This window comes from Nonomuraea sp. NPDC051298 (assembly GCF_055586305.1).
In genome coordinates this window covers 782,872-804,317 of sequence record NZ_JBVJIM010000002.1, presented here as the reverse complement: position 1 = coordinate 804,317, position 21,446 = coordinate 782,872, and the positions used below count along the sequence as shown (strand labels likewise).

Genomic DNA, 21,446 nt, shown 5'->3' with positions numbered 1-21,446 from the left:
ACGTAGGCTGCTCCCGTACCGAACACCGGATCGACACCCGAGGACCGCCGCATGAACGAGCCGCTCAACATCGGAAGCCACGATCTGCCCATCACCGACGAACTGGCCGCCTTCATGCGCACCGGCTGGGCGCGGGAGGGCAGGGCCGAGGTGAGCGCGCGGCCGATCGCGCCGTGGGCGGCCAAACGGCGGGCCACGCTGGCGCAGCGCTTCCCCGGCGAGCGGCTGGTGATCCCGGCGGGCACGCTGAAGGTGCGCAGCAACGACAGCGACTACCGGTTCCGGCCGCACAGCGCGTACTCGTACCTGACGGGCGCGGGCGAGTCGGACGACGTGCTGGTGATCGAGCCGTCCGGCCAGGCGGTCCTGTACGTCCGGCCGCGCGCCCCCCGCGAGGAGGGCGAGGAGTTCTACCGCGACCGCCGCTACGGCGAGTTCTGGGCCGGTCCGCGCCCCGACCTGGCCGAGGCCGCGGAGCTGTACCAGATCGAGTGCGCCCACATCCGCGATCTCGAGCTGGCGGGCCCGGCGCGGGTGCTGCGCGGGGTGGACGCCTCGGTCGACGCGGAGGTGCCCCGGGGCGCGGATGACGACGAGCTGGCATCGTTCCTGTCGGAGATGCGGCTGGTCAAGGACGAGTGGGAGGTGGGCGAGCTGCGCTCGGCCGTGGACGCGACCGTACGCGGCTTCGAGGACGTCGTACGCGCGCTCCCCCAGGCCCTCGGTCACCCGCGCGGCGAGCGGTACCTGGAGGGCGTGTTCGGGCTGCGTTCGCGGCTGGAGGGCAACGCGGCGGGCTACGAGAGCATCGTGGCCTCAGGGGCGCACGCCTGCGTGCTGCACTGGATCCGCAACGACGGCGCCCTGGCCGCCGGTGACCTGCTGCTGCTGGACGCGGGGGTGGAGGCCGACACGCTCTACACGGCCGACGTCACCCGGACGTTCCCGCTGTCGGGCCGGTTCGGCTCTGTGCAGCGGCAGGCGTACGAGCTGGTCTACGAGGCGCAGACCGCGGCCATCGCCACGCTGCGGCCCGGCGCCCGGTTCCGTGACTTCCACCTGGCGGCCATGCGCGTCATCTGCGACGGCCTGCGCGACTGGGGCCTGCTCAAGCAGTCGACCGACGAGCTGATGGAGACGGGCCTCTACCGGCGTTACACGTTGTGCAGCAGCGGCCACATGCTCGGCCTCGACGTGCACGACTGCGCGAAGGCCCGCGCGGAGGTCTACCTGGACGGCGTCCTGGAGGAGGGCCACGTGCTGACCGTGGAGCCGGGTCTCTACCTGCAGCCCGACGACCTGACGCTGCCGGAGGAGCTGCGCGGCATCGGCATCCGCATCGAGGACGACCTGGTCGTCACCGCCGACGGCGCCACGATGCTGTCCGCCGGGCTCCCCCGGCACCCGGACGAGATCGAGACGTGGATGGCCGCCCTCTCGTGACGACCTCGCCCGCACGACGGCAATAGGTAGCGAGCCTGTCACGTTCAGTGCCGACTGGCAAGGCGCAACCCGGCCCTCATACCTTTTCCGCAAATTCTCACTGAAGCATCGACTGCTGGACAGCCCGTCAGTAGCGTGGCCACTCCGTAGGCGGCGGAGGTGGTGATGGCCTGGTCCGGGCATGTCGGACGCCGGGCCGGCTCGGCTCTCGGCCAGGTCGGAGACCTGTTCGTCATCGTGCTGGAGGGCCTGCGCCGGAGCTGGGACGTCCGGCACTGGTGGTGGGAGTTCGTCGGCCAGTGCTGGTTCCTGGCCCGCGTCACCAGCGTCCCCGTGCTGCTGGTCTCGCTGCCGCTGGGCGCCACCGTGGCGTTGCAGGTGGGCGAGCTGGCCCGGCAGCTCGGCGCCGGCTCCGTCACCGGCAGCGCCGTCTTCGTCGGCCTCGTCCGCGAGGTGGCCCCGCTGGCCGGCGCGCTGCTCATCGCGGGGGCCGGCGGCAGCGCGATGACCTCCGACATCGGGGCCCGCCACATCCGCGACGAGCTGAGCGCGATGGAGGTCATGTCGGTCAACCCGATCCATCGCCTGGTCACGCCGCGCATGTGGGCGGCCAGCACGGTCGCGGTGTGCCTGTGCCCGCTGGTCATCGTGGCGGGCGCGGCCGGCGGCTACTTCTTCAACGTGATCGTGCAGGGAGTCACGCCCGGCGCGTACTTCGACGGGGCGCTCTCGCTGGTCGTGGCCTCCGACCTGTACGTCACGCTGTTCAAGGCGTGGATCTTCGGGTTCGTCGCGGCCGGCGTGGCCTGCTACAAGGGCATGACGTGCGCCACCAGCCCGGTCGGGGTGGGGCGGGCGGTCAACCAGTCGACCGTGGTGACGTTCATGCTGGTGTTCGCGTTCAACTACGTGATCTCGGCCGTGTACTTCCTGGCCTACCCGCCGAGGTCGTTCTGATGGGGACGCCGTGACCGGCGCCGGGACCGGCCTCGCCGTCGGAGGGCGGGACCTCGCCGAGCGGCTCGCCGCGCCCGCCGACTGGCCGCTGTTCGTGTGGAAGGTGCTGTTCTACTCCGTACGCGACATCGTGCTGCGGCTCAAATACGTCAAGGTCGTCCTGCGGCAGGTCAGCGACGTGGTCGTGGGCGTCGGCGCGACCGTCATCGGCGGCGGCATGATCTTCGTGGTGTTCACGATGGCGTTCGTCGTGGGCGCGACCGTGGGCCTGCAGGGCTACCAGGGGTTACAGGCCATCGGCGCGGAGTCGTTCATGGGGCTGGTGGGCAGCTTCGCCAACGTCCGCGAGATCACCCCGATCATCGCGGCCACGGCGCTGGCGGCGCAGGTCGGCTCGTCGTTCACGGCGGAGCTGGGCGCGATGCGGATCTCGGAGGAGATCGACGCGCTGGAGGTGATGGGCATCAACGCCTTCACCTACCTGATCTGCACCCGGGTCGTGGCCGCGCTGCTGGCGCTGGTGCCGATCTACCTGATCGCGTTGTTCGCCAGCTTCTTCGCCACCCGGCTGATGTGCACGGTGCTGTTCGGGCTGGCGCCGGGGGTCTACGACTACTACTTCTACCTGTACCTGCCGGTCAGCGACATCGTGTTCAGCGTCGCCAAGGTCGCCGTGTTCGCCTTCGCGGTCATCGTCATCCACTGCTTCCACGGCTTCCACGCCACGGGCGGGCCGGTGGGCGTGGGCGTGGCGGCGGGCCGGGCCATCCGCCAGTCGATCGTCACGATCGTGCTGCTCAACCTGTTGCTGTCGTACCTGTTCTGGGGTGGCGGCGGCAGCATACCGCTGACGGGGTGAGCCGGTGGGCCGAGCAGAACTCTCCCTCCCCGCCCGGCTGGGCGTCTCGCTCGCCGTGCTCGTGCTGTTCGCCGCGGCCACCCTGTACGCGGTGCGCGCCGCCACCGAGGTCACCGGCACCCGCTACGACGCCGTGTTCGGCCGGGCCGGGCAGGGCCTGACGACCGGCTCGCCGGTCAAGATCCGCGGCATCACGGTCGGCGAGGTGACCGGCGTCGCGCTCGACGCCAAGGGCCGGGCCGTGGTCACCATGCACGTCGAGGCGGCCGTCAAAGTGCCGGGGACCGCGGTGGCGTCGGTGGAGCCCGCGTCGGTGTTCGGCCCCAAGTTCGTCGACCTGCGGCCCGGCTCCGGCGAGACGGCGGGCCCGTACCTGGCGGCCGGCGCGGTCATCCGCGACACCGAGGAGCCGCTGGACCTGTCCGACACGCTCGGCGACGCCTACCGCGGCCTGGACGCGGTCGATCCGCGCGAGGTCACGGTGATCGTGCACACGCTGGCCAAGGGCCTCGAGGGCCAGGGCGCGAACCTGCGCGAGCTGATCGGCGACGCCGGCACGCTCGTCGGCGTGGCGCATCGGCAGCGCGACCGGGCGCGGCGGTTCCTGCGCGACACCGCGCTGCTCGGCACGGCGCTGTCGGACAAGGGCGACGAACTGGTCTCCATCTCCTCCGACCTGAACGTCATCACTCCCGACCTGCTGAAGCGGGCCGACAAGGTACGCGCCCTGCTCCAGGAGTTCACCTCGGTCTCCGGCCAGGTCTCGCACGGCCTGGCCGAACACCGCGGGAACCTGCGGGCCGGCGTGCGCTCCGGCGAGCGGGTGGCCGCGCTCATCTACGCCCAGCTCGGCCTGACCGGCGACGGCGTACGCGGCCTCAACCGGCTGGTGGACCTGCTGAACGAGCTGATCGAGGCGCCGGGCCCCGACGGCAGACGCCAGCTCCAGGTGGAGGCGTTCGTCGCCACGGACGTGTGCGAGCTGATCGTGGGCCTGTGCGGCCCGACCGACGGGAGGCGCTGAGGTGGAACGCGTCCGGCGCAGGTGGACCCTCGTGCGCGTCGTGCTGTTCGTCGGCCTGTGCCTGTCGCTCATCGTGGTGATCGGCGTGCAGGTCGCGCGGGTGGGCACGGGCGGCGGCTACCGGCTGGTGGCCCTGTTCGACGACGTCTCCGGGCTGGTCGAGGGCGACCAGGTCAAGATCGCCGGAGCGCCCGTGGGCCGGGTCGACACGATCAGGGTCGTGGACGGGCGGGCGGAGGTGACCATGGAGGTGCAGGACTCGGTCAGGGTGCCCACCGACACCGCGGCCGCCGTACGCTGGCGCAACGTCGTGGGACAGCGCGTGGTCTACCTGCTGCCCGGCACCGCGCCCGGCAGGCTGCCCCCCGGCGCGCGCATCGCGCGCACCTCGTCCGTCGTCGACCTCGGCGAGCTGATCAGCGACCTCGGCCCGCTCACCCGCAGCCTCGACCCCGAGCAGATCAACCAGCTCCTGACCGCCGCCGCCACGTCGCTCAGGGGCAACGACCGCAACCTCCCGCGCCTGCTCGACAACGTCAACGCCATCACCACCACGGTCAACGAGCGCAGGAAGACCATCGAACGGCTCCTGGACGACTACGCCACGGTGACCGGCGTGGTGGCCAGGCGGGACGAGCAGATCGAGCGGCTCGTGGACAACCTCGTCACGCTGTCGGAGGCGTTCGCCGACAACCGGGAGCTGGTGGACGAGGCGCTGGTGGAGCTGTCGGCCACCTTCCGCACCTCCAACGAGGTGCTCGGCAAGAACGCCGGAGAGCTGGGCCGCCTGGTCGACAACCTGTCCGGGCTGACCGGCGGCCTCCGGCGGAACGTGGGCGCGATCGACAGGACGGTCAGCACGTTCCAGCCGCTGTTCGCGCGGGCGTACTCGTCGGTCAACCGGGGGCACTACTTCATCGCCGCGGTCCCCTGCGTGGCGCTGAGCGCCGCGCCCTGCCCGTACGGGATGAAGACGCCGCCGCCGCTGCGCAACACCAGGATCCAGAGCGAGAAGGACCTGCGGAAGCTGCTGGTGGGGCAGTGATGGCCGGCAGATCCTTCCGCGACCGCGACAAGCACGTCGTCGGCCTGGTGTCGCTGGCCACGCTGGCGGCGGTCCTGGTGGGCACGTTCCTGGTCGGCAACCTGGGGCTGCTGGAGGGCGGCTACACCGTGTCGGGCGTGTTCACGGACTCCGGCGGGCTGCGTACCGGCAACGACGTACGCGTGGCAGGGGTGCGGGTGGGCGAGGTCACCGAGGTCCGCGCCGACTACGCGCAGGGCCAGGTGGTCGTCACCTGGCGGGTGGACGACGGGGTACGGCTCGGCCGCGCCACCCGCGCCGACATCACCCTGTCCAACCTGCTCGGCGGCCGGTACGTCAAGCTCACGGGCGCGGTCTCGCCCCCCTACCTCGACCAGCTCCCCGAGGCCCGGCGGCGCATCCCCGTGCAGCGGACCGGCGTGCCCACGCTGATCAACGACGCCGTCAACGACGCCACCCGGCTGGTCGAGCGGCTCGACACCGACGCCGTGGACGACCTGCTCGAGGAGCTGGGCAAGCTGGACACCTTCAAGCGCGGCCGCGTCACCCGCCTGCTCGACGACATCGGCGACCTGTCCGACACGGTCAGCAAGAGCGAGCCGCAGCTCCAGCGCCTGCTCGACAACGGCACCCGGATCATGGACGTCCTGGAGAAGAAGGACGCGCAGCTCGGCAGGCTCGTCGACGCGGTCGAGGCCATGCTGGGCGAGCTGCGCCGCCGCAGGAACGAGCTGCGCACGCTGCTCGGCGACGGCAGCGACCTGGTGCGCAGCACCACCCGGCTGATCACCGCGCACGAGGACACGCTGGTCAAGGTGCTCGACGACAACGCCGCCATCACGACGCGGCTCAGCGGCAGCGGCGAACGGCTGAACTCGCTGCTGGCGTGGGCGGGACCGACGTTCTCCGGGCTGGCCACCATGGGCGGCCAGGGCCCCTGGCTGGAGGCCATCGCCACCGGCCTGGGGCCCATCGACCCCGAGGTGCTGGGCGCGATCGCCAAGGACAGGAAGGGCGGCGGATGAGACGGCTCGCGGTGGTGCTGCTGGCAGGGGCGTTCCTGGCGTCGGGGTGCTCGGTGACCGGGGCGGAGCCGTACCGGCTGGTGGCGATCTTCGCCAAGGCGCCCTCCCTGTACGAGGAGGCGCGGGTGAAGGTGATGGGCCTCGACGCCGGGTACGTGGACCGGATCCGGATCACCGGCGACCGGGTGCGCGTCGAGCTTCTGGTCGACCGGCACGTGCCGCTGCCGTCCGACGTCAAGGCCGTCGTCGCGCCGCAGAACACACTCGGCGAGCGCAACGTCGTCCTCTACCCCCCGTGGAAGCCCGGCGAGCGGCGGATCCAGCCCGGCGCGACGATCCCGCTGGAGCGCACCGACCTGCCGGTGGAGATCGACGACGCGCTCGACGCGTTCACCAAGCTGACCGAGGCGCTCGACGACGAGAAGCTCGGCCACGTGGCCGGCGACCTCGCCGACGGCGTCAGGGGGCGGGGCAGGACGATCGGCGACGCGCTCGACGACACCTCCCGGCTCACCGGCCTGCTGGCCGCGCAGGACCAGCGGCTCGTCGACCTGGCCAAGGGCCTCAACGAGCTGGCCACCGGCCTCAACGAGCGCGAGCGCCAGGTGACGGGCGCGATCGACGCGTTCTCCGAGGCCGGCGCGATCCTGGCGGAGGAACGGCAGCGGCTGCGCGGGTTCGTCTCCTCGATGGCCGGGTTCGTCCGGCGCGGCGACGTGATCATCGAGCAGTACGCGGAACGGCTCCCCGCCGCCGCCACGACGCTGGCCGAGCTGGTGCTGACGGTCCGGGCCAACAGCGCCTCCATGGCGCGGGCGGTCAAGGGCGCGGCCGACCTCGCCGACGTGCTGATCGAGTCGTGGGACCGCGAGCAGCACGTGCTCAAGATCCGGGTGGTGCTCAACGCGATGACCAGGACGTGGCTGACTCCGCTGTTCGACGCGCTGAACCTGGGCGAGGTGCCGTGCCTGCCCGGCGGGCTGAGCAACTGCCCCTTCCAGCGGCGGGGAGGCCGGCGATGAGAGCACGCCTGCTGGTCGCGCTGGCCACCGTGGTGTCCTGCACGGCCTCCTGCTCGTTGCAGACGCTCGGCGCGACCACCGGCGACCTGACCCTGCACGCGGTCTTCGACGACGTGCAGAGCCTGGTGGCCGGGCACAGCGTGCAGATCGCCGACGTACGGGTGGGCACGGTCACCGGCATCCGCCTGGAGGGCTACCGGGCCAGGGTGACCATGTCGGTCCAGTCCGCGCACCGGGTGCCCGAGGGCAGCACCGCCACCGTGGCCAAGACGTCGGTGCTGGGCGAGAACTACGTCCTGCTCGCCCCGCCGGCGGGCGAGGACCTGGCCACGGGGCCGTACCTGAAGGACGGCGCCACCATCTCCGAGACGTCGGTCGAACCGGACATCGAGCAGGTCACCGCCAAGGCGGGACCGCTCGTCGCGGCGCTCGGCGCCCAGGACGTGAACGCGGTGCTCGACGCCGCCTCGACCGCGTTCGCCGGGCAGGGCGACGACGTCAACAAGCTGATCAGGCAGACCGCGGAGGTCACCGACGCCTACGCCGCCGCCCGCGGCGACCTCGCCACCAGCATCGACGCGCTGGCCCGGCTCGGCGACGACCTGGCCAAGGGCAGCGCCGAGCTGGACCGCCTGCCCGGGACGCTGGCCGCCGCCACCGAACGCCTGGCCCACGGGCGCGGGCACGTGAAGAAGACCATCGTCGCCCTGACGAAGCTGGCCAGGGAGGCCAACCTCACCGTCTACCCGCGCCACGCCGCCCGGCTGCGCACCCTGCTGCGCGAGCTGGAGGCGATCTCGTCGTCGATGCTGCGGGGCAAGGAGGACCTGAAGGCGCTGGTGGGAAAGATCCAGAAGTTCATCGACGCGCCGCCGGTCACCGTGAACGGGCAGGTCCTGATCTACCTGTGGCTGAAGGGCGTGCTGCTGCCCGCGCGGCAGAACCCCGTACGCGACCGGGTGGAGGACTTCCGCCTGCTGCTGGAGCCGCCACGATGAGGACGGGACCGCGATGAGGGGACACCGCATCCACCTGAACCTGGGCTTCTTCGTACTGCTCGGGATCGTCATGACGGTCTGGGCGTTCAGCACGATCATCCGGCTGGACGCGATCGAGCGGCCCTACCGCGTCTCGGCCGAGTTCGTCTCCTCCCCCGGGCTGATCCGGGGGTTCGACGTGGCGTACCTGGGGGTCCGGGTCGGCAGGATCGGCGACGTGCGCCTGGCGCCCGGCAGGATCGTCGTGGGGCTGGACCTCGACAGGGAGGTCCGGCTGCCGAAGGGCGTCACGGCCGAGGTGCGGCGCAGGTCGGCCATCGGGGAGCCGTACGTGGAGCTCTCGCCGCCCGCCGCCGGCGTCACGGGGCCGCCACTCGCGGCGGGCGACACGATCCCGCTGGCCAGGACGACCGTGCCGCTCGACTACAAGAAGCTCTTCGAGGGCGTCGGCAGGCTGCTGAACGCGGTGCCGCCCGAGGACGCCGACACCATCGTGCACGAGCTGGCCGTCGCGCTCGACGGGCGGGCGCCCGCGATCAGGCGCATCATCGAGGACGCCCACACGCTGACCGGCACGCTCGCCGACAACGCCGAGGTGCTCGACGACCTGTCGGTGCAGCTCACCCGGCTCACGCACACGCTGGCAGGCAAGCGGGGGGAGCTGGCCTCCGGGATCACCGACCTGAGCACGGTGACGGCCACGCTGCGGGAGTCGAGGGCCGACCTCAACGCCTTCCTCGACCGGGGTCCCGGGGTGTTCGCCCAGCTCGACGCGGCCGTGCGGGCGTCCAGGCCGGGGTTCTCCTGCCTGCTGACGGCGGCCGGGCTGCCGCACGAGCCGGCGTTCTCCGCGCGTACCGGGCAGAACGTGCACCATCTGCTCAGCATCATGCCGACCGCGCTGAGCCTGGCCGACGACGTCACCGAGCGGCGCGGGGACACCGTGTACGGCAAGGCGGCGTTCGTCTTCAGCGTGCCCGGGGCGCCGCCGCCCGCCGAGGAGTACGCCGGGCCGCTGGGACCGCCCACGGTGCCCAAGCTCCGCGCCTGCCCTGACCGCGCCCCCGTGCCCGACGTCCGGAACACGGCCCGGGACACCGCTCGGGACGCCGCTCGGCAGGCCCAGGACACGCGTGACACCGGCCGGAGCACCGGCCCCGGCGAGGCCGCCGCCGCCCGGCCCGGCGGGTCCGGCCGTCCCTCGCCCGAGAAGACCTCGCCCGAGAAGACCGGAACGTCCCCGAAGCAGGATCCCACCGAGCCACCCGAGGGCGTGGCCGCCACCCGCACCGCGTCCGGTACCGCGCCGAACACCGCACCCCTGATTGCCGCGATTTTCCTCGCCGTGGTGGCGAGCGGTGGCATCGTGGGCTGGGTCGCCGCGGGCCGGGCCGCCCGCCGCCGTGAGGAGCCGAGATGACCACCGGACACGACCTCCCCGACACCGAATCCACCTCCCGGCCCGCCGCCGCCGGGGCCGCGGCCGCGGACGGACCGACGGCGGGCGGAGAGGCGGCGGGCGGTGGGAGTGCGGCGGGCCGGGCCCGTTCGCGCCTCAGCCGGGTCAGGCTGCTGGGCGCGCTGGCCGCCATGCTCGTCGCCGCGATCGCCGCCACCGCCGTCCTGCAGTGGATCTCCGCCGCGCAGGCCCAGGACGCCCGTTCCAGGCTGGAGTCGGAGCGCGCCCTGCGCCTGGAGGTCTCGGGCGCGGCGAGCGCGTTCAGCCGAGCCCTGCTCAGCTACGACTACCAGGGCCTGCAGAACACCCGCTCCACCCTGGCCGCCCAGGCCACGGGCGACTTCCTGTCGACCTACGACGCGGCGTTCGGCGGCGCGATGGCGCAGGTCATCGTCAAGCTCAAGGCCACTTCGCAGGCCACCGTGCGCGAGGTGTACCTGGCCGACGTGGACGAGGCCACCGCCCACGCCATCGTCGTCGTGGACCAGCAGGTGAACACTTCAGAAGCCATCCGCTCCGTCAAGGATTCGCACCTTAAGATCAGCCTTGTGAAGGAGAAGGGGAGCTGGAAGATCAATGACGTGACCGTTCTCGGCGCGGCATCCGAAGACCAGTACAACCTCGACGGCGACGACGCGAAGGCGAAGGAGTGACCATCGGCCCCTTAGCGATGGGCGGCCACCCCGACGAGGTGCGCGCGCCGGAAGACTGGCTCACCGAGGTGGAGAGGGAGCGCGCGGCGCGCTTCAGGTTCGAGCACGACCGCGACTGCTTCGTCGCCGCCCACCTCCTCGTACGACTGTGCGCCGCCGCCGTGCTCGACGCCGACCCGGCCGGGCTGACGCTGCTGCAACATTGCGACCTGCACGGCTACGGCCACGGCAAGCCGCACATCGAGCAGGCCCCCGAGTTGGGCGTCAGCTTCAGTCACACGCGCGGCTACGTGTGCGCGGTGGCCGGGCCGGGCAAGGTCGGCGTGGACGCCGAGCGCGTACGTCCCGGCCCGCTGGACACGATGCTGGCCGACCGGGTGCTCACCCCGCGTGAGCGGGCGCTGGTCACCGGCAACGACGAGCTGATGCGGCACTGGACGCGCAAGGAGGCGCTCATCAAGCGCGGCGAGCTGACGCTCGACAAGCTCGGCGAGGGCGGCGACGACCTGACCGGCCGGCACCTGCTGGAGTGGAGCGTGGGGCCCGACATCAGGGTCGCGGTCGTCACCGACACCCCCGCCAGGCGCGTGCCCATCCCGGAGCCCGGCAGCGGCCCGTGACGGCGGCACAGGGCCACGACCCGTTGGAGCCGGTACGCGGCGCCACCGGGTAAAAGATCACCCGAAACATGAGTTCTTCACCTAAACTTCTGCTGTTCCGTCGTCGCTGACGACCGATGCGGTGAGCCGACAAAAGGGATGTTCATGATCACCCATATCAGTGTCGCCGTCATGTACGTGGCCGATCAGCAGCGGTCGGTGGACTTCTACGTCGACCAGCTCGGCTTCACCAAGACCGTCGACGCCGAGATGTGGCCGGGCGCGCGCTGGGTGGAGGTCAAGCCGCCGAACGGGCAGACCTCGATCACCCTGCACAGCGCGGAGGCGTTCGGCAAGAAGCCAGGCGAGGGTGCTTATCTCACCTTCGCCTGCGACGACATCGACGAAACGGTGCGTCGGTTGCGCGCGGCCGGTGTCACCGTGACCGACCCGGTGGAGGAGCCCTGGGGCACCTACATCAAGGCGACCGACCCGGACGGCCACGAGGTCATGATCTCCAAGAAGTGACGGGCGAGGGGACGGGCGTTCGCCTGGCCGGTCCGCCACCGCCGCCTCGTGCGCCGGGAAGTCGAGACGACCACAATCCGGCGCTTCCCTCTGGAACACGTCAGCAGGCTCTGAGACACGTGTCAGCGGGAGTGTTTCGGAGTGGGGTCGAGGAAGACGTGCCTGACCCCGGGAACCCGGGCGCGCAGCCGCCGGTCCACCTCGTCGCAGGCGATCTCCACGCCGGCCGCGCTCGCCTCGTCCCGGAAGTCGATCTTCGCGGCCACCAGGATCTCGCCGGGCCCGATCATCATGGTGAGCAGTTCGACCACGTCCTCGACCTCGGGCTGCTCCAGCAGCACGGCGCGGATGTCGCCCTCGACGCTCCGGGGCGCGGCCTGCCCGACGAGCAACGACAGGTTCGACTGGATCAGGGTGAGCGCCGCGACCACCAGCAGCAGGCCGATCGCGACGGACGCGGCGCCGTCCCACAGCGCGGAGCCGGTGAGCTGCGAGCCGAGCAGCCCCGCCCCGGCGATCAGCAGCCCGACGAGGGCGGCGGCGTCCTCGAACAGCACGGCCTTGAGCGGGGTGTCGGAGGTGAGCCGCACCAGGCGCAGCGGGTCGACGTCGTAGCGGGTGGCCTGGCCGCGCAACTGCGAGAGTGCCTTCGTGAACGAGACGCCCTCGATGACGAACGAGACCGCCAGCACGATGTAGGACGGGGTGAGGTTCGACAGTTCCTCACCGTGGCCGATCACGTGCAGACCGTGCGTGATGGCGAACCCGGCCCCGCCCACCAGCGTCGCCACCGCCGCCATCATGGCCCAGACGAACCCGGCCTTGCCGTGCCCGAACGGATGCCGCTGGTCGGCGGGCCTGGCCGCACGGCGTACCGCCACCAGCAGCAGCAGTTCGGTCACCGTGTCGGCGGCGGAGTGGACCGACTCCGACAGCATGGCCGCCGAGCCGCTCATGAGCCCGGCGACGAGCTTGGCCAGCGCGATGACGAGGTTCGCGGCGCCGGCCACGAGCACGGTGCCCAGACTCTCCCCCGACCTGTCCTCCATGGCACACCACACTATGTGCGCTAAATTGGGGATCATGAGCGCGCCTCGCTGGCTATCACCCGCCGAACAGCGTGCCTGGCGTACGCACCTGGCGGTGCACAAACTGCTGATGCACCGGCTCGACCGCGAGCTGCAGGAGCACGCGCTCTCGTTGAACGACTACGAGATCCTCGTCAACCTCTCCGAGAGCCCCGGGCGCCGCATGCGGATGAGCGACCTGGCCGACGCGACCATCCAGTCACGCAGCCGGCTGTCGCACCAGATCTCCCGCATGGAGGCCAAGGGCCTGGTCGCCAGGGAAGACTGCCACGACGACCGGCGGGGCACGTTCGCGGTGCTGACCGACGAGGGCTGGGAGACGACCCAGCGGGTGGCGCCGCACCACGTGGGCGGCGTGCGCGAGCACTTCGTCGACCTGCTCACCGACGATCAGCTCGACGCGATCGAGGCGGCGTACGCGCCGATCGTGGAGCACCTGAAGAAGCTGCGCTGACCGGGGAGCGGCCGACGAGGCCGCGCGGACCGTGAAGCGGTCGGTGGAGCCGCGCTGACATCCAACCGATATCGGCGACGCCACACGGAGTTCACGGCCGGTCGCTAGCATCCGGGGCATGCTCAGAAAGCTACTGATCGTGGTGGTCCTCGCGCTGGCGTCGGCGTGCTCGTCGAGCGGCGCGGGGGGCGAGCTGCCCGCCGGGCCCGACCTGATGGCGAAGGCCGCCGAGGCCATGAAGGCCGTCAAGTCGGCCAGGTTCTCGATCACGACCGAGGGCAAGCCGAACGTGCCGGTCAAGAAGGCCGACGGCCGGCTCACCGCCGGGGGCGACGCCGACGGCACGATCACGATCGAGGCGCTGGGCAACCTCCTCGAGGTGACGTTCGCCGTGGTCGGCGACACCGTGCACTTCAAGGGCGCGACGGGCGGGTTCCAGAAGATGACGCGGGAGCAGCTCGCCCAGATCTACGACCCGTCGGTGATCCTCGAGCCCACCAAAGGCATCGCGCACCTGCTCGCCTCGGCCACCGACCCCATGGTGGAGGGGGTGGAGAGCGGGGCGTACCGGGTGGCCACGACCTTCCCGGGGAACGTGGTGGGCCAGATCATCCCCGGCGTCACGCAGGGCGTGAGCGGCAGGATCTGGCTCGACCAGGCCACCGGCAGGCTCACCAAGGCGAGCCTGCCGCTGCAGAACGGCACGGTGACGGTGGCGTTCAGCGAGTACGACGCGCCGGTCACGATCACCCCGCCCCCCGCCGGGTGAGGCACACCTGATGAGGCACGCCCGCCGGGTGGTGCTCGGCACCGGTGGCGCGGTGGTGCTGCTGGCCGCCCTGGACGCCTACGTGGTGGTGACGGTCCTGGTCGGCATCGCCGAAGACGTGGGCATCCCGCTCAACCACCTCGAACGCGCCACGCCGATCGTCACGGGCTTCCTGCTCGGGTACGTCGCCGCGATGCCGCTGCTCGGCCGGCTCTCCGACCGGTACGGGCGGCGGCCGCTCATCCACGCCTGCCTGGCGGCGTTCGCGCTCGGCTCGGTGCTGACGGCGCTGGCGTCCGGGGAGGTCATGGTGGTGGCCGGGCGTACCGTGCAGGGGGTGGCCGGGGGCGCGCTGCTGCCGATCACGATGGCGCTCATCGGCGACCTGTGGGCGGAACGCGAGCGGCCGCTCGCCCTGGGCGCCGTGGGGGCGGCGCAGGAGCTGGGCAGTGCGCTCGGGCCGCTGTACGGGGGGTTGCTGGCGGGGATACCGAGCACGGTGGTGGCGGGGGTGGAGCTGGGGGGCTGGCACGCCATCTTCTGGATCAACGTCCCGCTCGCCGCGCTGGCCGCCGTCGCCGTCCACCTCACCGTCCCGCCCCGTACCCGCCCATCCGTCCCCACCACCATCACCGATCCCGCCGTCACCATCGTCACCACAGCGGAGGCAGCGCAGGCACCCGGCGGCCGGGCGGCCCGTGACGTGGACGGCCGGGCGGATGATCGGGTGGACGTGGTCGGCGGGGTGTTGCTGGCCCTGGCGCTCGCGCTGCTGATCATCGGCCTCTACAACCCCGACCCCGCCACCGCCATCCTGCCCCCTTGGGGCCCGTACCTGATCGCGGCCGGGGCGGCGGTGGCGGCCGGGTTCGTGTGGTGGGAGGTCCGCTCCCCCGTACGCCTGCTCGACCTCACCGCCACCCGCAAGGTCCCGCTGCTCGCCACCCTGGCCGTGGCCTTCCTGGCCGGGGCCGCGCTGCTGGTCACCATGGTGTTCGTGCCGCTCACCGCGCAGACCCTGCTCGGCGCCGACGAGCTGGGCGCGTCGCTGGTCCTGGGCCGCTTCCTCGTCGCCCTCACCGTGGCGGCGCTGCTCGGCGGCCTCCTGGCCCGCAGGCTGGGCGACCGCGTGGTGGCCGTGGCGGGCATGGCGGTGGCGACGGCCGGCTACTGGCTGATGAGCCGCTGGCCGTCCGACCTGTCCGGGGCGGGCCTGGCGGTGGACGTCGCCCTGGTCACGGCGGGCCTGGGCCTCGGCCTGGTGATCGCCCCGATGTCGGCGGCGGTGCTGCGCGTGACCGCCGCCGGGCAGCACGGAGTGGCGTCGGCGGCGGTGGTCGTGGCCAGGATGATGGGCATGCTGATCGGCATCGCCGCCGTGTCGGCGTGGGGGTTCCACCGCTTCCGTTCGCTGACCGCCGACCTGGACACGCCGCTGCCGTTCGGCGTGGACGGGGTGACGTACCAGCGGCAGCTCGCCGACTACACCGCCAAGGTGCAGGCCGCGCTGCACATCGAGTACACCGAGATGTTCCTCGTCACGGCGTTCGTCTGCCTGGCCGGCGTGGGCGTCGCGGCGTTGATGCCGTCCCGCCGCAGATAGCGTCACGGCGACGACGGGGCGGCCCTCGTGGAAGGCCGCCCCGTCAGCCCCGTCATGTCACGGGGACAGGCGGTGCAGGTCCCGGGGGAACGCGGTGGTCTGGCGGATGTTGGCCGCACCCGTCAGCCGTGCTGTCCACCGTTCCAGCCCCAGCGCGAACCCGCCGTGCGGCGGCATCCCGTACCTGAACGCCTGCAGATACCCCTCGTACGCCTCCGTCCCCTCCCCACGGGAGGCCAGCGCCCGCACGTAGTCGTCGTACCGGTGCAACCGCTGCCCGCCCGTGACCAGTTCCAGGCCACGGAAGAGCAGGTCGAACCCGTTGGAGTGGCCGGGCCGCGCCGGGTCGGGATGGGTGTAGAACGGCCGCTTGGACATCGGGTACCCGGTGACGAAGAGGAACTCCGACCCGTGCTCCCGCTCGGCCCACTCCGACAGCAGGCGTTCCTGCGCGGGCGACAGGTCGGGCTCGTCCGACGAGGTGAGCCGCTGCGCCTCGGTGAAGTGGATGGCGGGGATCTCCTCGGGTACCCGTGGAAGCCGGACGCCGAGCAGGTCGAGGGCCGACGGGGCGCGGCGGCGTACGGACTCCAGCATGCCCGCCACCGCCTCCCGCAGCACCGCCATCACGTCGCGGTGGTCGCGGACGAAGCCCAGCTCGGCGTCCAGGCTCGTGTACTGGGCCAGGTGCCGCACGGTGTCGTGCGGCTCGGCGCGGAAGACGGGCCCGACCTCGTAGACCCGCTCGAACACCCCGACCATCGCCTGCTTGTAGAACTGCGGCGACTGTGCCAGGTAGGCGGGCCGGCCGAAGTAGTCGATGCCGAAGACGTTCGCGCCCGACTCGGTGGCCGAGCCGACGATCTTCGGGGTGTGGATCTCGGTGAAGCCCAGCCGGTCGAGCGCCTCACGGAACCCGGCCACACTGGCGGCCGACAGCTCGAGCGGCGCCCGCAGCAGCGGGTGCCGCAGCGCGACCGGCGCGTGGTCGAGCACGGTTGGCAGCGCCGCCCCGACCACGGGCCGATACAGGTCGAACGGCGGCGCCACGGAGGGCTCGGCCAGCACCTCGACCTCCGGCGCGACCAGCTCGTAGCCGCCCGGGGCCTGTGGGCTGGCGGCCACGGTGCCGGTGACCTCGACGACGCTCTCCTCGGGCGGCAGGTCGTGCGCGGTGACCGCCTGGGCCAGCCCGCACCGGTCTCTGACGACGAGGAAGGACACGGATTTGAGTTGCCGGCGGCGATGGACCCAGCCGGCGATCGTCACTCGTTGCCCGGCGTGCTCAGCGAGCTCGGCGGACAGAACACGAGAGATCATTACAGCTCCTCTGCGGAAGTGCATGACCCCTTGGGAGTGCGGGGGAGAAGGGAGCTCCCGGTGCCACCGCACTTTCGCCACCCCGTGCGCGGGGCGGCCTTCACGACCCTGTGACGGGGGTCAGACCGGCGGGGCATTTCCTCCCCGCACTCGGGAGTGTCTTCACCAGCGGGGCACGGCGCCGCCTTCGCAGCTACCGGCGGCTCTCTGGGGCCGTGCGGCCCGCTGGCTACTCGTCTCCGTCAGCGTGTTGCGGTCGATCTTACCGCAGGTCACTTGTCTTTCTTGGCGCGCTTTTCGCGGATCTTCATCGTCACCTCGATCGGCGAGCCGGCGAAGCCGAACTCCTCCCGGATGCGCCGCTCGATGAAGCGCCGGTAGGTGTCTTCCAGCCAGCCCGAGGTGAACAGCACGAACTTGGGCGGCTCGACCGACGCCTGCGTGGCGAAGAGGATCTTCGGCTGCTTGCCGCCCCGGACCGGCGGCGGCGTCTGGTGCACCAGCTCGGTGAGGAACGCGTTGAGCCTGGCCGTCGGCACCCGCGTGGACCACGAGTCGAGCGCCTTCTCCAGGGCCGGGACCAGCCGGTCGACGTGGCGGCCCGTCTTGGCGGAGATGTTGACGCGCAGCGCCCACGGCGTGCGGACGAGCTGCCGGTCGATCTCCTTCTCCAGGTAGTAGCGCCGGTCCTCGTCGAGCAGGTCCCACTTGTTGAAGGCCACCACCATGGCCCGCCCGGACTCGATGACCAGGCCGATGATGCGCAGGTCTTGCTCGGTGAGCGGCTCGCTGGCGTCGATCAGCACGATCGCCACCTCCGTACGCTCCAGCGCCGCCCGCGTGCGCATGGCCGCGTAGAAGTCGGCCCCCTGCAGCTCGCGGTCGCGCCGCCGGATTCCGGCGGTGTCGACGAAGCGCCAGGTGCGCCCGCCCAGCTCGATCAGCTCGTCGACCGGGTCGCGGGTGGTGCCCGCCATCGGGTCGACCAGCACCCGCTCTTCTCCGGCCAGCTTGTTGAGCAGCGAGGACTTGCCCACGTTGGGCTTGCCGAGCAGCGCCACGCGGGCGGGCCCGCGCTCGGCCTCGAACGTGAGCTGCGGCGTCTCGGGCAGCGCGTCGAGCACGACGTCGAGCAGGTCGCCGCTGGAGCGCCCGTGCAGGGCGGAGACCGGGTAGGGCTCGCCGAGCCCGAGCGACCACAGCGCGGCGGCTTCCAGCTCGAGTTGCTGGTTGTCGACCTTGTTGGCGGCCAGCACGACCGGCTTGCCCGACTGGCGCAGCACCGAGCCCACGACCTCGTCGGCGTCGGTGGCGCCCACGGTGGCGTCGACCACGAACACGATCACGTCGGCCAGCTCGACGGCCACCTGGGCCTGCTCGGCGATGCGCAGGTTCATGCCGGTGGCCTCGGGGTCCCAGCCGCCGGTGTCGACCACGGTGAAGCGGCGGCCACGCCAGTTGGCGTCGTAGGTGACGCGGTCGCGGGTGACCCCCGGCACGTCTTCGACGACCGCCTCGCGGCGGCCGATGATGCGGTTGACCAGCGTGGACTTGCCGACGTTCGGCCGCCCCACGATGGCCACGACCGGTGCCGGAGCGCCGTGCTCGTGCTCGCCGATCTCAAGGTCGTCGAGGTCGGCCTCGACCCAATCCCCCGTTGTCACGATTGTTCGTCCTTTGTGAGTACCGCACCTGAGCCTGTCTCAGGTGCGCTCGTGGATACGGCCGCGCCCGCTTCCGGACCCGCCGGGGCGCGGCTCGCGCGCTCCGTCGGCTTCCGTCCGCTCCGCGACCAGCCTCAGCACCTCCGCGATGACCTCTTCGAGGTTGAGCGCGGTGGTGTCGACCTCGACGGCGCCGTCCGCCATCGAGAGTGGGTCGGTCTTGCGTGTCGAATCGAGGGTGTCACGCCGGGCCATGGCCTGCTGCTGCGCCTCCACCGTGGACCCGGCCAGCTCGGCGCTGCGGCGGCGGGCGCGGGCCTCGGCGCTGGCCGTGAGGTAGATCTTAGCGGTGGCGTCCGGCCAGACGACCGTGCCGATGTCGCGGCCCTCGACCACGATGTCGCCCTTGCCGATGATCTCCCGCTGCAGCGCCACCAGCAGCGCCCGCACCTCGGGAACGGCCGCGACGACCGAGACCCCGCCGGTGACCTCGGCCTCCCTGATCGGCCCCGCCACGTCGACGCCGTCGACGTGGATGGCGGGGGCGTCGGGGTCGGTGCCGGACACGATGCCCGGCTCGCCGCAGCGTGCCGCGATCGCGGCGGGATCGGCCAGGTCGACGCCCTGCCGGAGCATCCACCAGGTCATCGCGCGATACATCGCGCCGGTGTCGAGGTAACGCAGGCCCAGCGCGCGGGCCACGCCACGCGACACGCTCGACTTACCCGACCCCGAAGGGCCGTCCATGGCGACGACCAGACCGGTCACGGCGCTCCTTCTTCAATCACGTCTTGTCCGACGCGAAGAGGCTACCGCCTCCGGCCAGGTCGGCGATCCAGCTCCCCGTCAGTCGGCGATCCAGCTTCCGTGGAAGCCGAGCGGCACCCGGGCCGGCAGGTGCACGGTGGCGACCGGCTCGCCGGTGAAGTCCTGCGACTGAAGGATCACCAGGTCGGTCGCTCCCCTGGCCGGGTCGTTGACGTACGCGATCAGCCAACCGTCGTCCTCGGCCGCCCCCGAGCCGACGAACACCGGCTCGCCCACGTACGCGCCGCGCCCGAACACCCGCGTCTCCTGCGTGCCCCGCACCAGGTCGTGCTTGATGAGCGTGTTCTCGAACGCCTCGTCGGGCAGGTCCTCGAACTCGTTCCCGACGATGTCGCGCAGCTCCGTGGTGGCGGCCGCGTAGCCGTAGCGGTAGGGGCGGCCGGTGCGGCGCTCGTCCATGCGCGGGAACTCCTGCGCGCGGTCGTCCAGGCGCGTCACCGCCGTCCTGCCCGTGGTCAGGTCGATCCGCCAGCGGTCGAGCGCAGGCGAGCCGCCCAGGTCGAGACGCGCGTCCACGAAGCCCTTGGGGTAGCTGACCACGTCGACCACCACCTGGTCGCCGTCGTCGTAGGCGTTGAGGGTGTGGAAGACCCAGCAGGACGGCGCCTCCACCCACCGCACCTCGCCGCTCTCGCGTGACAGCAGCCCCACGCGCGGGGCGCGCTCCTCGTTCCACGCGTACGGCAGCAGCACCCCCTTCTCCGCGTGCCCCATGCTGAACGTGACCGGCAGGTCGTAGATCACCACGAACCGCTCGGTGATCGCGAAGTCGTGCACCATCGGCGAGTCGGGCACCGGGATGTCCCTGACCTGCGTGACCGTCCCCTTGGGGTCGATGACGATGTGCTGGTGGTGGTCCCAGGCGAAGAAGTACGCCAGCGCGTGCAGCTCCCCGCTGACCGGGTCGAGGTGGGTGTGGGCGGCGTACCCGCCGGGCAGGCCGCCGCCGAAGTCGCACGAGCCGAGGGTGTCGAGCTCGTAGCCCAGCTCGTACGGTAGGGCCCCCGCCTCCACCGTCGCGAACGTGCGCCCGGCCACCCCGATGACGTGCGTGTTGGCCGCGAAGTCCATGCCCCCGTGCACGGGCCCTGGACGGGGCCGCTCGCCGAGCCGCTCGGCGACCCGGGCGGAGCGCACCCACCGGTTGCGGTACCACTCGGCGCGGCCCTCACGCAGCCGTACGCCGTGCACCATGCCCTCGCCCAGGAACAGATGCCCGGCGGAGGGGTCGTCGAGGCTGAGCGGGTTGGGGCCGTTGCGCAGGTAGCGGCCGTTCAGCTCGTCCGGGATGCGGCCGGTGACCTGGAGGTCGAAAGCGGTGATCTCCTCGGCCACCGGGGCGAATCCATCGCTGAAGGGAGATTTCATCATCACACTTCCCTCTCGTCTGCGTCCGTCTCACGGGCACCCGTCCGGCAGGAGGCCAGGAACGGTGTGAGCACCGAGGTGCAGAGCAGCCGGTAGCGCTGCTCTGCCACGGCCCGATCGAAATAGCCCAGGATTTCCAGGCTCACCGCACCGTGCACGGCCATCCACAGCACATCGGCGATCTCCGTCGCCTCGGCCCCCCGCAACACCCCGGCCTCCAGGCACTCGGCCACGCCGCGTACCAGCAGGTCGAACGTGCGCTTGGCCGCCACCACCGCCTCCGGCCCCGGACGGAACCCCGGCATCGCCCCCTGGAACATCACCCTGTAGTAGTCGGGCTCGCCCAGCGCGTACTCGCGGTAGGCCAGGAGCCCCGCGTGCAGCCGCGCGAGCTTGTCGTCGTCCGGCGGCACCTCCACCAGCCGCCGCTCGAACCTGGCGAACCCCTCCAGCCAGAGCGCCTCGCTCAGCCCGTCCTTCCCGCCGAAGAGCGTGTAGATCACCTTGGTCGAACAGCCCACCTCGCCGGCGATCCTGCGCACGGTGAGCGCCCCCGGCCCCTCGGTCACCAGCAGCCGCTTGGCCACCTCCAGGACAGCCGCCCTGACGACGCCCTGCCCCTCCCGCTGAGCCTGCTGATACGCGGATCCCGCCATGCCCGGTAACACCGTTTCTTATCGGTAACGCTGTTACCGCCTTTCTATGCCACGCCCGGCCACCCGTCAACGCCCCGACGAGAC

Annotated in this window: 21 protein-coding genes; 15 read left to right on the top strand and 6 right to left on the bottom strand. The window is 71.7% G+C overall.

Annotated elements, in window-relative coordinates:
- Positions 1-51 precede the first annotated feature (51 nt).
- The 12 genes from ACZ6S0_RS08985 (at position 52) to ACZ6S0_RS08930 (ending at position 11,612) form a co-directional block, all read left to right on the top strand.
- On the top strand, positions 52-1,443 hold the full coding sequence (locus ACZ6S0_RS08985) for an aminopeptidase P family protein (protein ID WP_465914855.1): 1,392 nt from the start codon (positions 52-54) through the stop codon (positions 1,441-1,443).
- Positions 1,444-1,608: 165 nt separating this feature from the next.
- On the top strand, positions 1,609-2,400 hold the full coding sequence (locus tag ACZ6S0_RS08980; protein ID WP_465914851.1) for an MlaE family ABC transporter permease: 792 nt from the start codon (positions 1,609-1,611) through the stop codon (positions 2,398-2,400).
- Between the two features lie 10 nt (positions 2,401-2,410).
- On the top strand, positions 2,411-3,259 hold the full coding sequence (locus ACZ6S0_RS08975; RefSeq protein WP_465914848.1) for an ABC transporter permease: 849 nt from the start codon (positions 2,411-2,413) through the stop codon (positions 3,257-3,259).
- 4 nt (positions 3,260-3,263) lie between these two features.
- Complete coding sequence (locus ACZ6S0_RS08970; protein ID WP_465914844.1) at positions 3,264-4,283, top strand: MlaD family protein; 1,020 nt, start codon at positions 3,264-3,266, stop codon at positions 4,281-4,283.
- 1 nt (position 4,284) lies between these two features.
- A complete protein-coding gene (locus ACZ6S0_RS08965; protein ID WP_465914840.1) occupies positions 4,285-5,328 on the top strand; it encodes an MCE family protein in 1,044 nt (347 codons plus the stop codon).
- Positions 5,328-6,353: an MlaD family protein gene (locus tag ACZ6S0_RS08960; protein WP_465914836.1), complete on the top strand. Its 1,026-nt coding sequence runs from the start codon at positions 5,328-5,330 to the stop codon at positions 6,351-6,353. The genes ACZ6S0_RS08965 and ACZ6S0_RS08960 overlap by 1 nt, the downstream gene beginning before the upstream one ends.
- Positions 6,350-7,375 carry an MCE family protein gene (locus tag ACZ6S0_RS08955; protein WP_465914833.1) on the top strand — a complete coding sequence of 342 codons (1,026 nt, stop codon included), beginning with the start codon at positions 6,350-6,352 and terminating at the stop codon, positions 7,373-7,375. Before ACZ6S0_RS08960 ends, ACZ6S0_RS08955 begins: the two co-directional genes overlap by 4 nt.
- On the top strand, positions 7,372-8,373 hold the full coding sequence (locus tag ACZ6S0_RS08950; protein WP_465914831.1) for an MCE family protein: 1,002 nt from the start codon (positions 7,372-7,374) through the stop codon (positions 8,371-8,373). The genes ACZ6S0_RS08955 and ACZ6S0_RS08950 overlap by 4 nt, the downstream gene beginning before the upstream one ends.
- 13 nt (positions 8,374-8,386) lie before the next feature.
- On the top strand, positions 8,387-9,793 hold the full coding sequence (locus tag ACZ6S0_RS08945; RefSeq protein ID WP_465914830.1) for an MlaD family protein: 1,407 nt from the start codon (positions 8,387-8,389) through the stop codon (positions 9,791-9,793).
- Positions 9,790-10,485, top strand: coding sequence for a hypothetical protein (locus ACZ6S0_RS08940; protein ID WP_465914828.1), 696 nt, complete (start codon positions 9,790-9,792; stop codon positions 10,483-10,485). Before ACZ6S0_RS08945 ends, ACZ6S0_RS08940 begins: the two co-directional genes overlap by 4 nt.
- On the top strand, positions 10,482-11,105 hold the full coding sequence (locus ACZ6S0_RS08935; protein WP_465914826.1) for a 4'-phosphopantetheinyl transferase family protein: 624 nt from the start codon (positions 10,482-10,484) through the stop codon (positions 11,103-11,105). The genes ACZ6S0_RS08940 and ACZ6S0_RS08935 overlap by 4 nt, the downstream gene beginning before the upstream one ends.
- Before the next feature lie 144 nt (positions 11,106-11,249).
- A complete protein-coding gene (locus ACZ6S0_RS08930) occupies positions 11,250-11,612 on the top strand; it encodes a VOC family protein (protein ID WP_465914825.1) in 363 nt (120 codons plus the stop codon).
- A gap of 122 nt (positions 11,613-11,734) precedes the next feature.
- On the opposite strand, the gene ACZ6S0_RS08925 is transcribed toward ACZ6S0_RS08930, so the two are convergent.
- Positions 11,735-12,661: a cation diffusion facilitator family transporter gene (locus ACZ6S0_RS08925; RefSeq protein ID WP_465914824.1), complete on the bottom strand. Its 927-nt coding sequence runs from the start codon at positions 12,659-12,661 to the stop codon at positions 11,735-11,737.
- 34 nt (positions 12,662-12,695) lie between these two features.
- On the opposite strand from ACZ6S0_RS08925, the gene ACZ6S0_RS08920 reads away from it, so the two are divergent.
- The 3 genes from ACZ6S0_RS08920 (at position 12,696) to ACZ6S0_RS08910 (ending at position 15,526) form a co-directional block, all read left to right on the top strand.
- Complete coding sequence (locus ACZ6S0_RS08920) at positions 12,696-13,154, top strand: MarR family winged helix-turn-helix transcriptional regulator (protein WP_465914822.1); 459 nt, start codon at positions 12,696-12,698, stop codon at positions 13,152-13,154.
- 118 nt (positions 13,155-13,272) lie between these two features.
- On the top strand, positions 13,273-13,923 hold the full coding sequence (locus tag ACZ6S0_RS08915) for an LppX_LprAFG lipoprotein (protein WP_465914820.1): 651 nt from the start codon (positions 13,273-13,275) through the stop codon (positions 13,921-13,923).
- A 10-nt stretch (positions 13,924-13,933) separates the two neighbouring features.
- Positions 13,934-15,526, top strand: coding sequence for an MFS transporter (locus tag ACZ6S0_RS08910; RefSeq protein WP_465914818.1), 1,593 nt, complete (start codon positions 13,934-13,936; stop codon positions 15,524-15,526).
- Positions 15,527-15,583: 57 nt separating this feature from the next.
- Here the strand turns inward: ACZ6S0_RS08910 and aspS are convergent, their stop codons facing one another.
- The 5 genes from aspS to ACZ6S0_RS08885 all read right to left on the bottom strand — a co-directional run bounded on the left by aspS (position 15,584) and on the right by ACZ6S0_RS08885 (position 21,362).
- Positions 15,584-16,846 carry an aspartate--tRNA(Asn) ligase gene (gene aspS / locus ACZ6S0_RS08905; protein ID WP_465914815.1) on the bottom strand — a complete coding sequence of 421 codons (1,263 nt, stop codon included), beginning with the start codon at positions 16,844-16,846 and terminating at the stop codon, positions 15,584-15,586.
- Positions 16,847-17,118: 272 nt separating this feature from the next.
- Complete coding sequence (der, locus tag ACZ6S0_RS08900; RefSeq protein WP_465914813.1) at positions 17,119-18,510, bottom strand: ribosome biogenesis GTPase Der; 1,392 nt, start codon at positions 18,508-18,510, stop codon at positions 17,119-17,121.
- A 39-nt stretch (positions 18,511-18,549) separates the two neighbouring features.
- Entirely contained in the window at positions 18,550-19,278 is a 729-nt protein-coding gene (gene cmk, locus ACZ6S0_RS08895; RefSeq protein WP_465914811.1) for a (d)CMP kinase, read from the bottom strand.
- Positions 19,279-19,356: 78 nt separating this feature from the next.
- Positions 19,357-20,709, bottom strand: coding sequence for a carotenoid oxygenase family protein (locus ACZ6S0_RS08890; protein WP_465914809.1), 1,353 nt, complete (start codon positions 20,707-20,709; stop codon positions 19,357-19,359).
- The gene (locus ACZ6S0_RS08885; protein WP_465914808.1) at positions 20,709-21,362 is read right to left on the bottom strand and encodes a TetR/AcrR family transcriptional regulator; all 654 of its coding nucleotides are present in this window, start codon (positions 21,360-21,362) and stop codon (positions 20,709-20,711) included. The genes ACZ6S0_RS08890 and ACZ6S0_RS08885 overlap by 1 nt, the downstream gene beginning before the upstream one ends.
- Positions 21,363-21,446 lie beyond the last annotated feature (84 nt).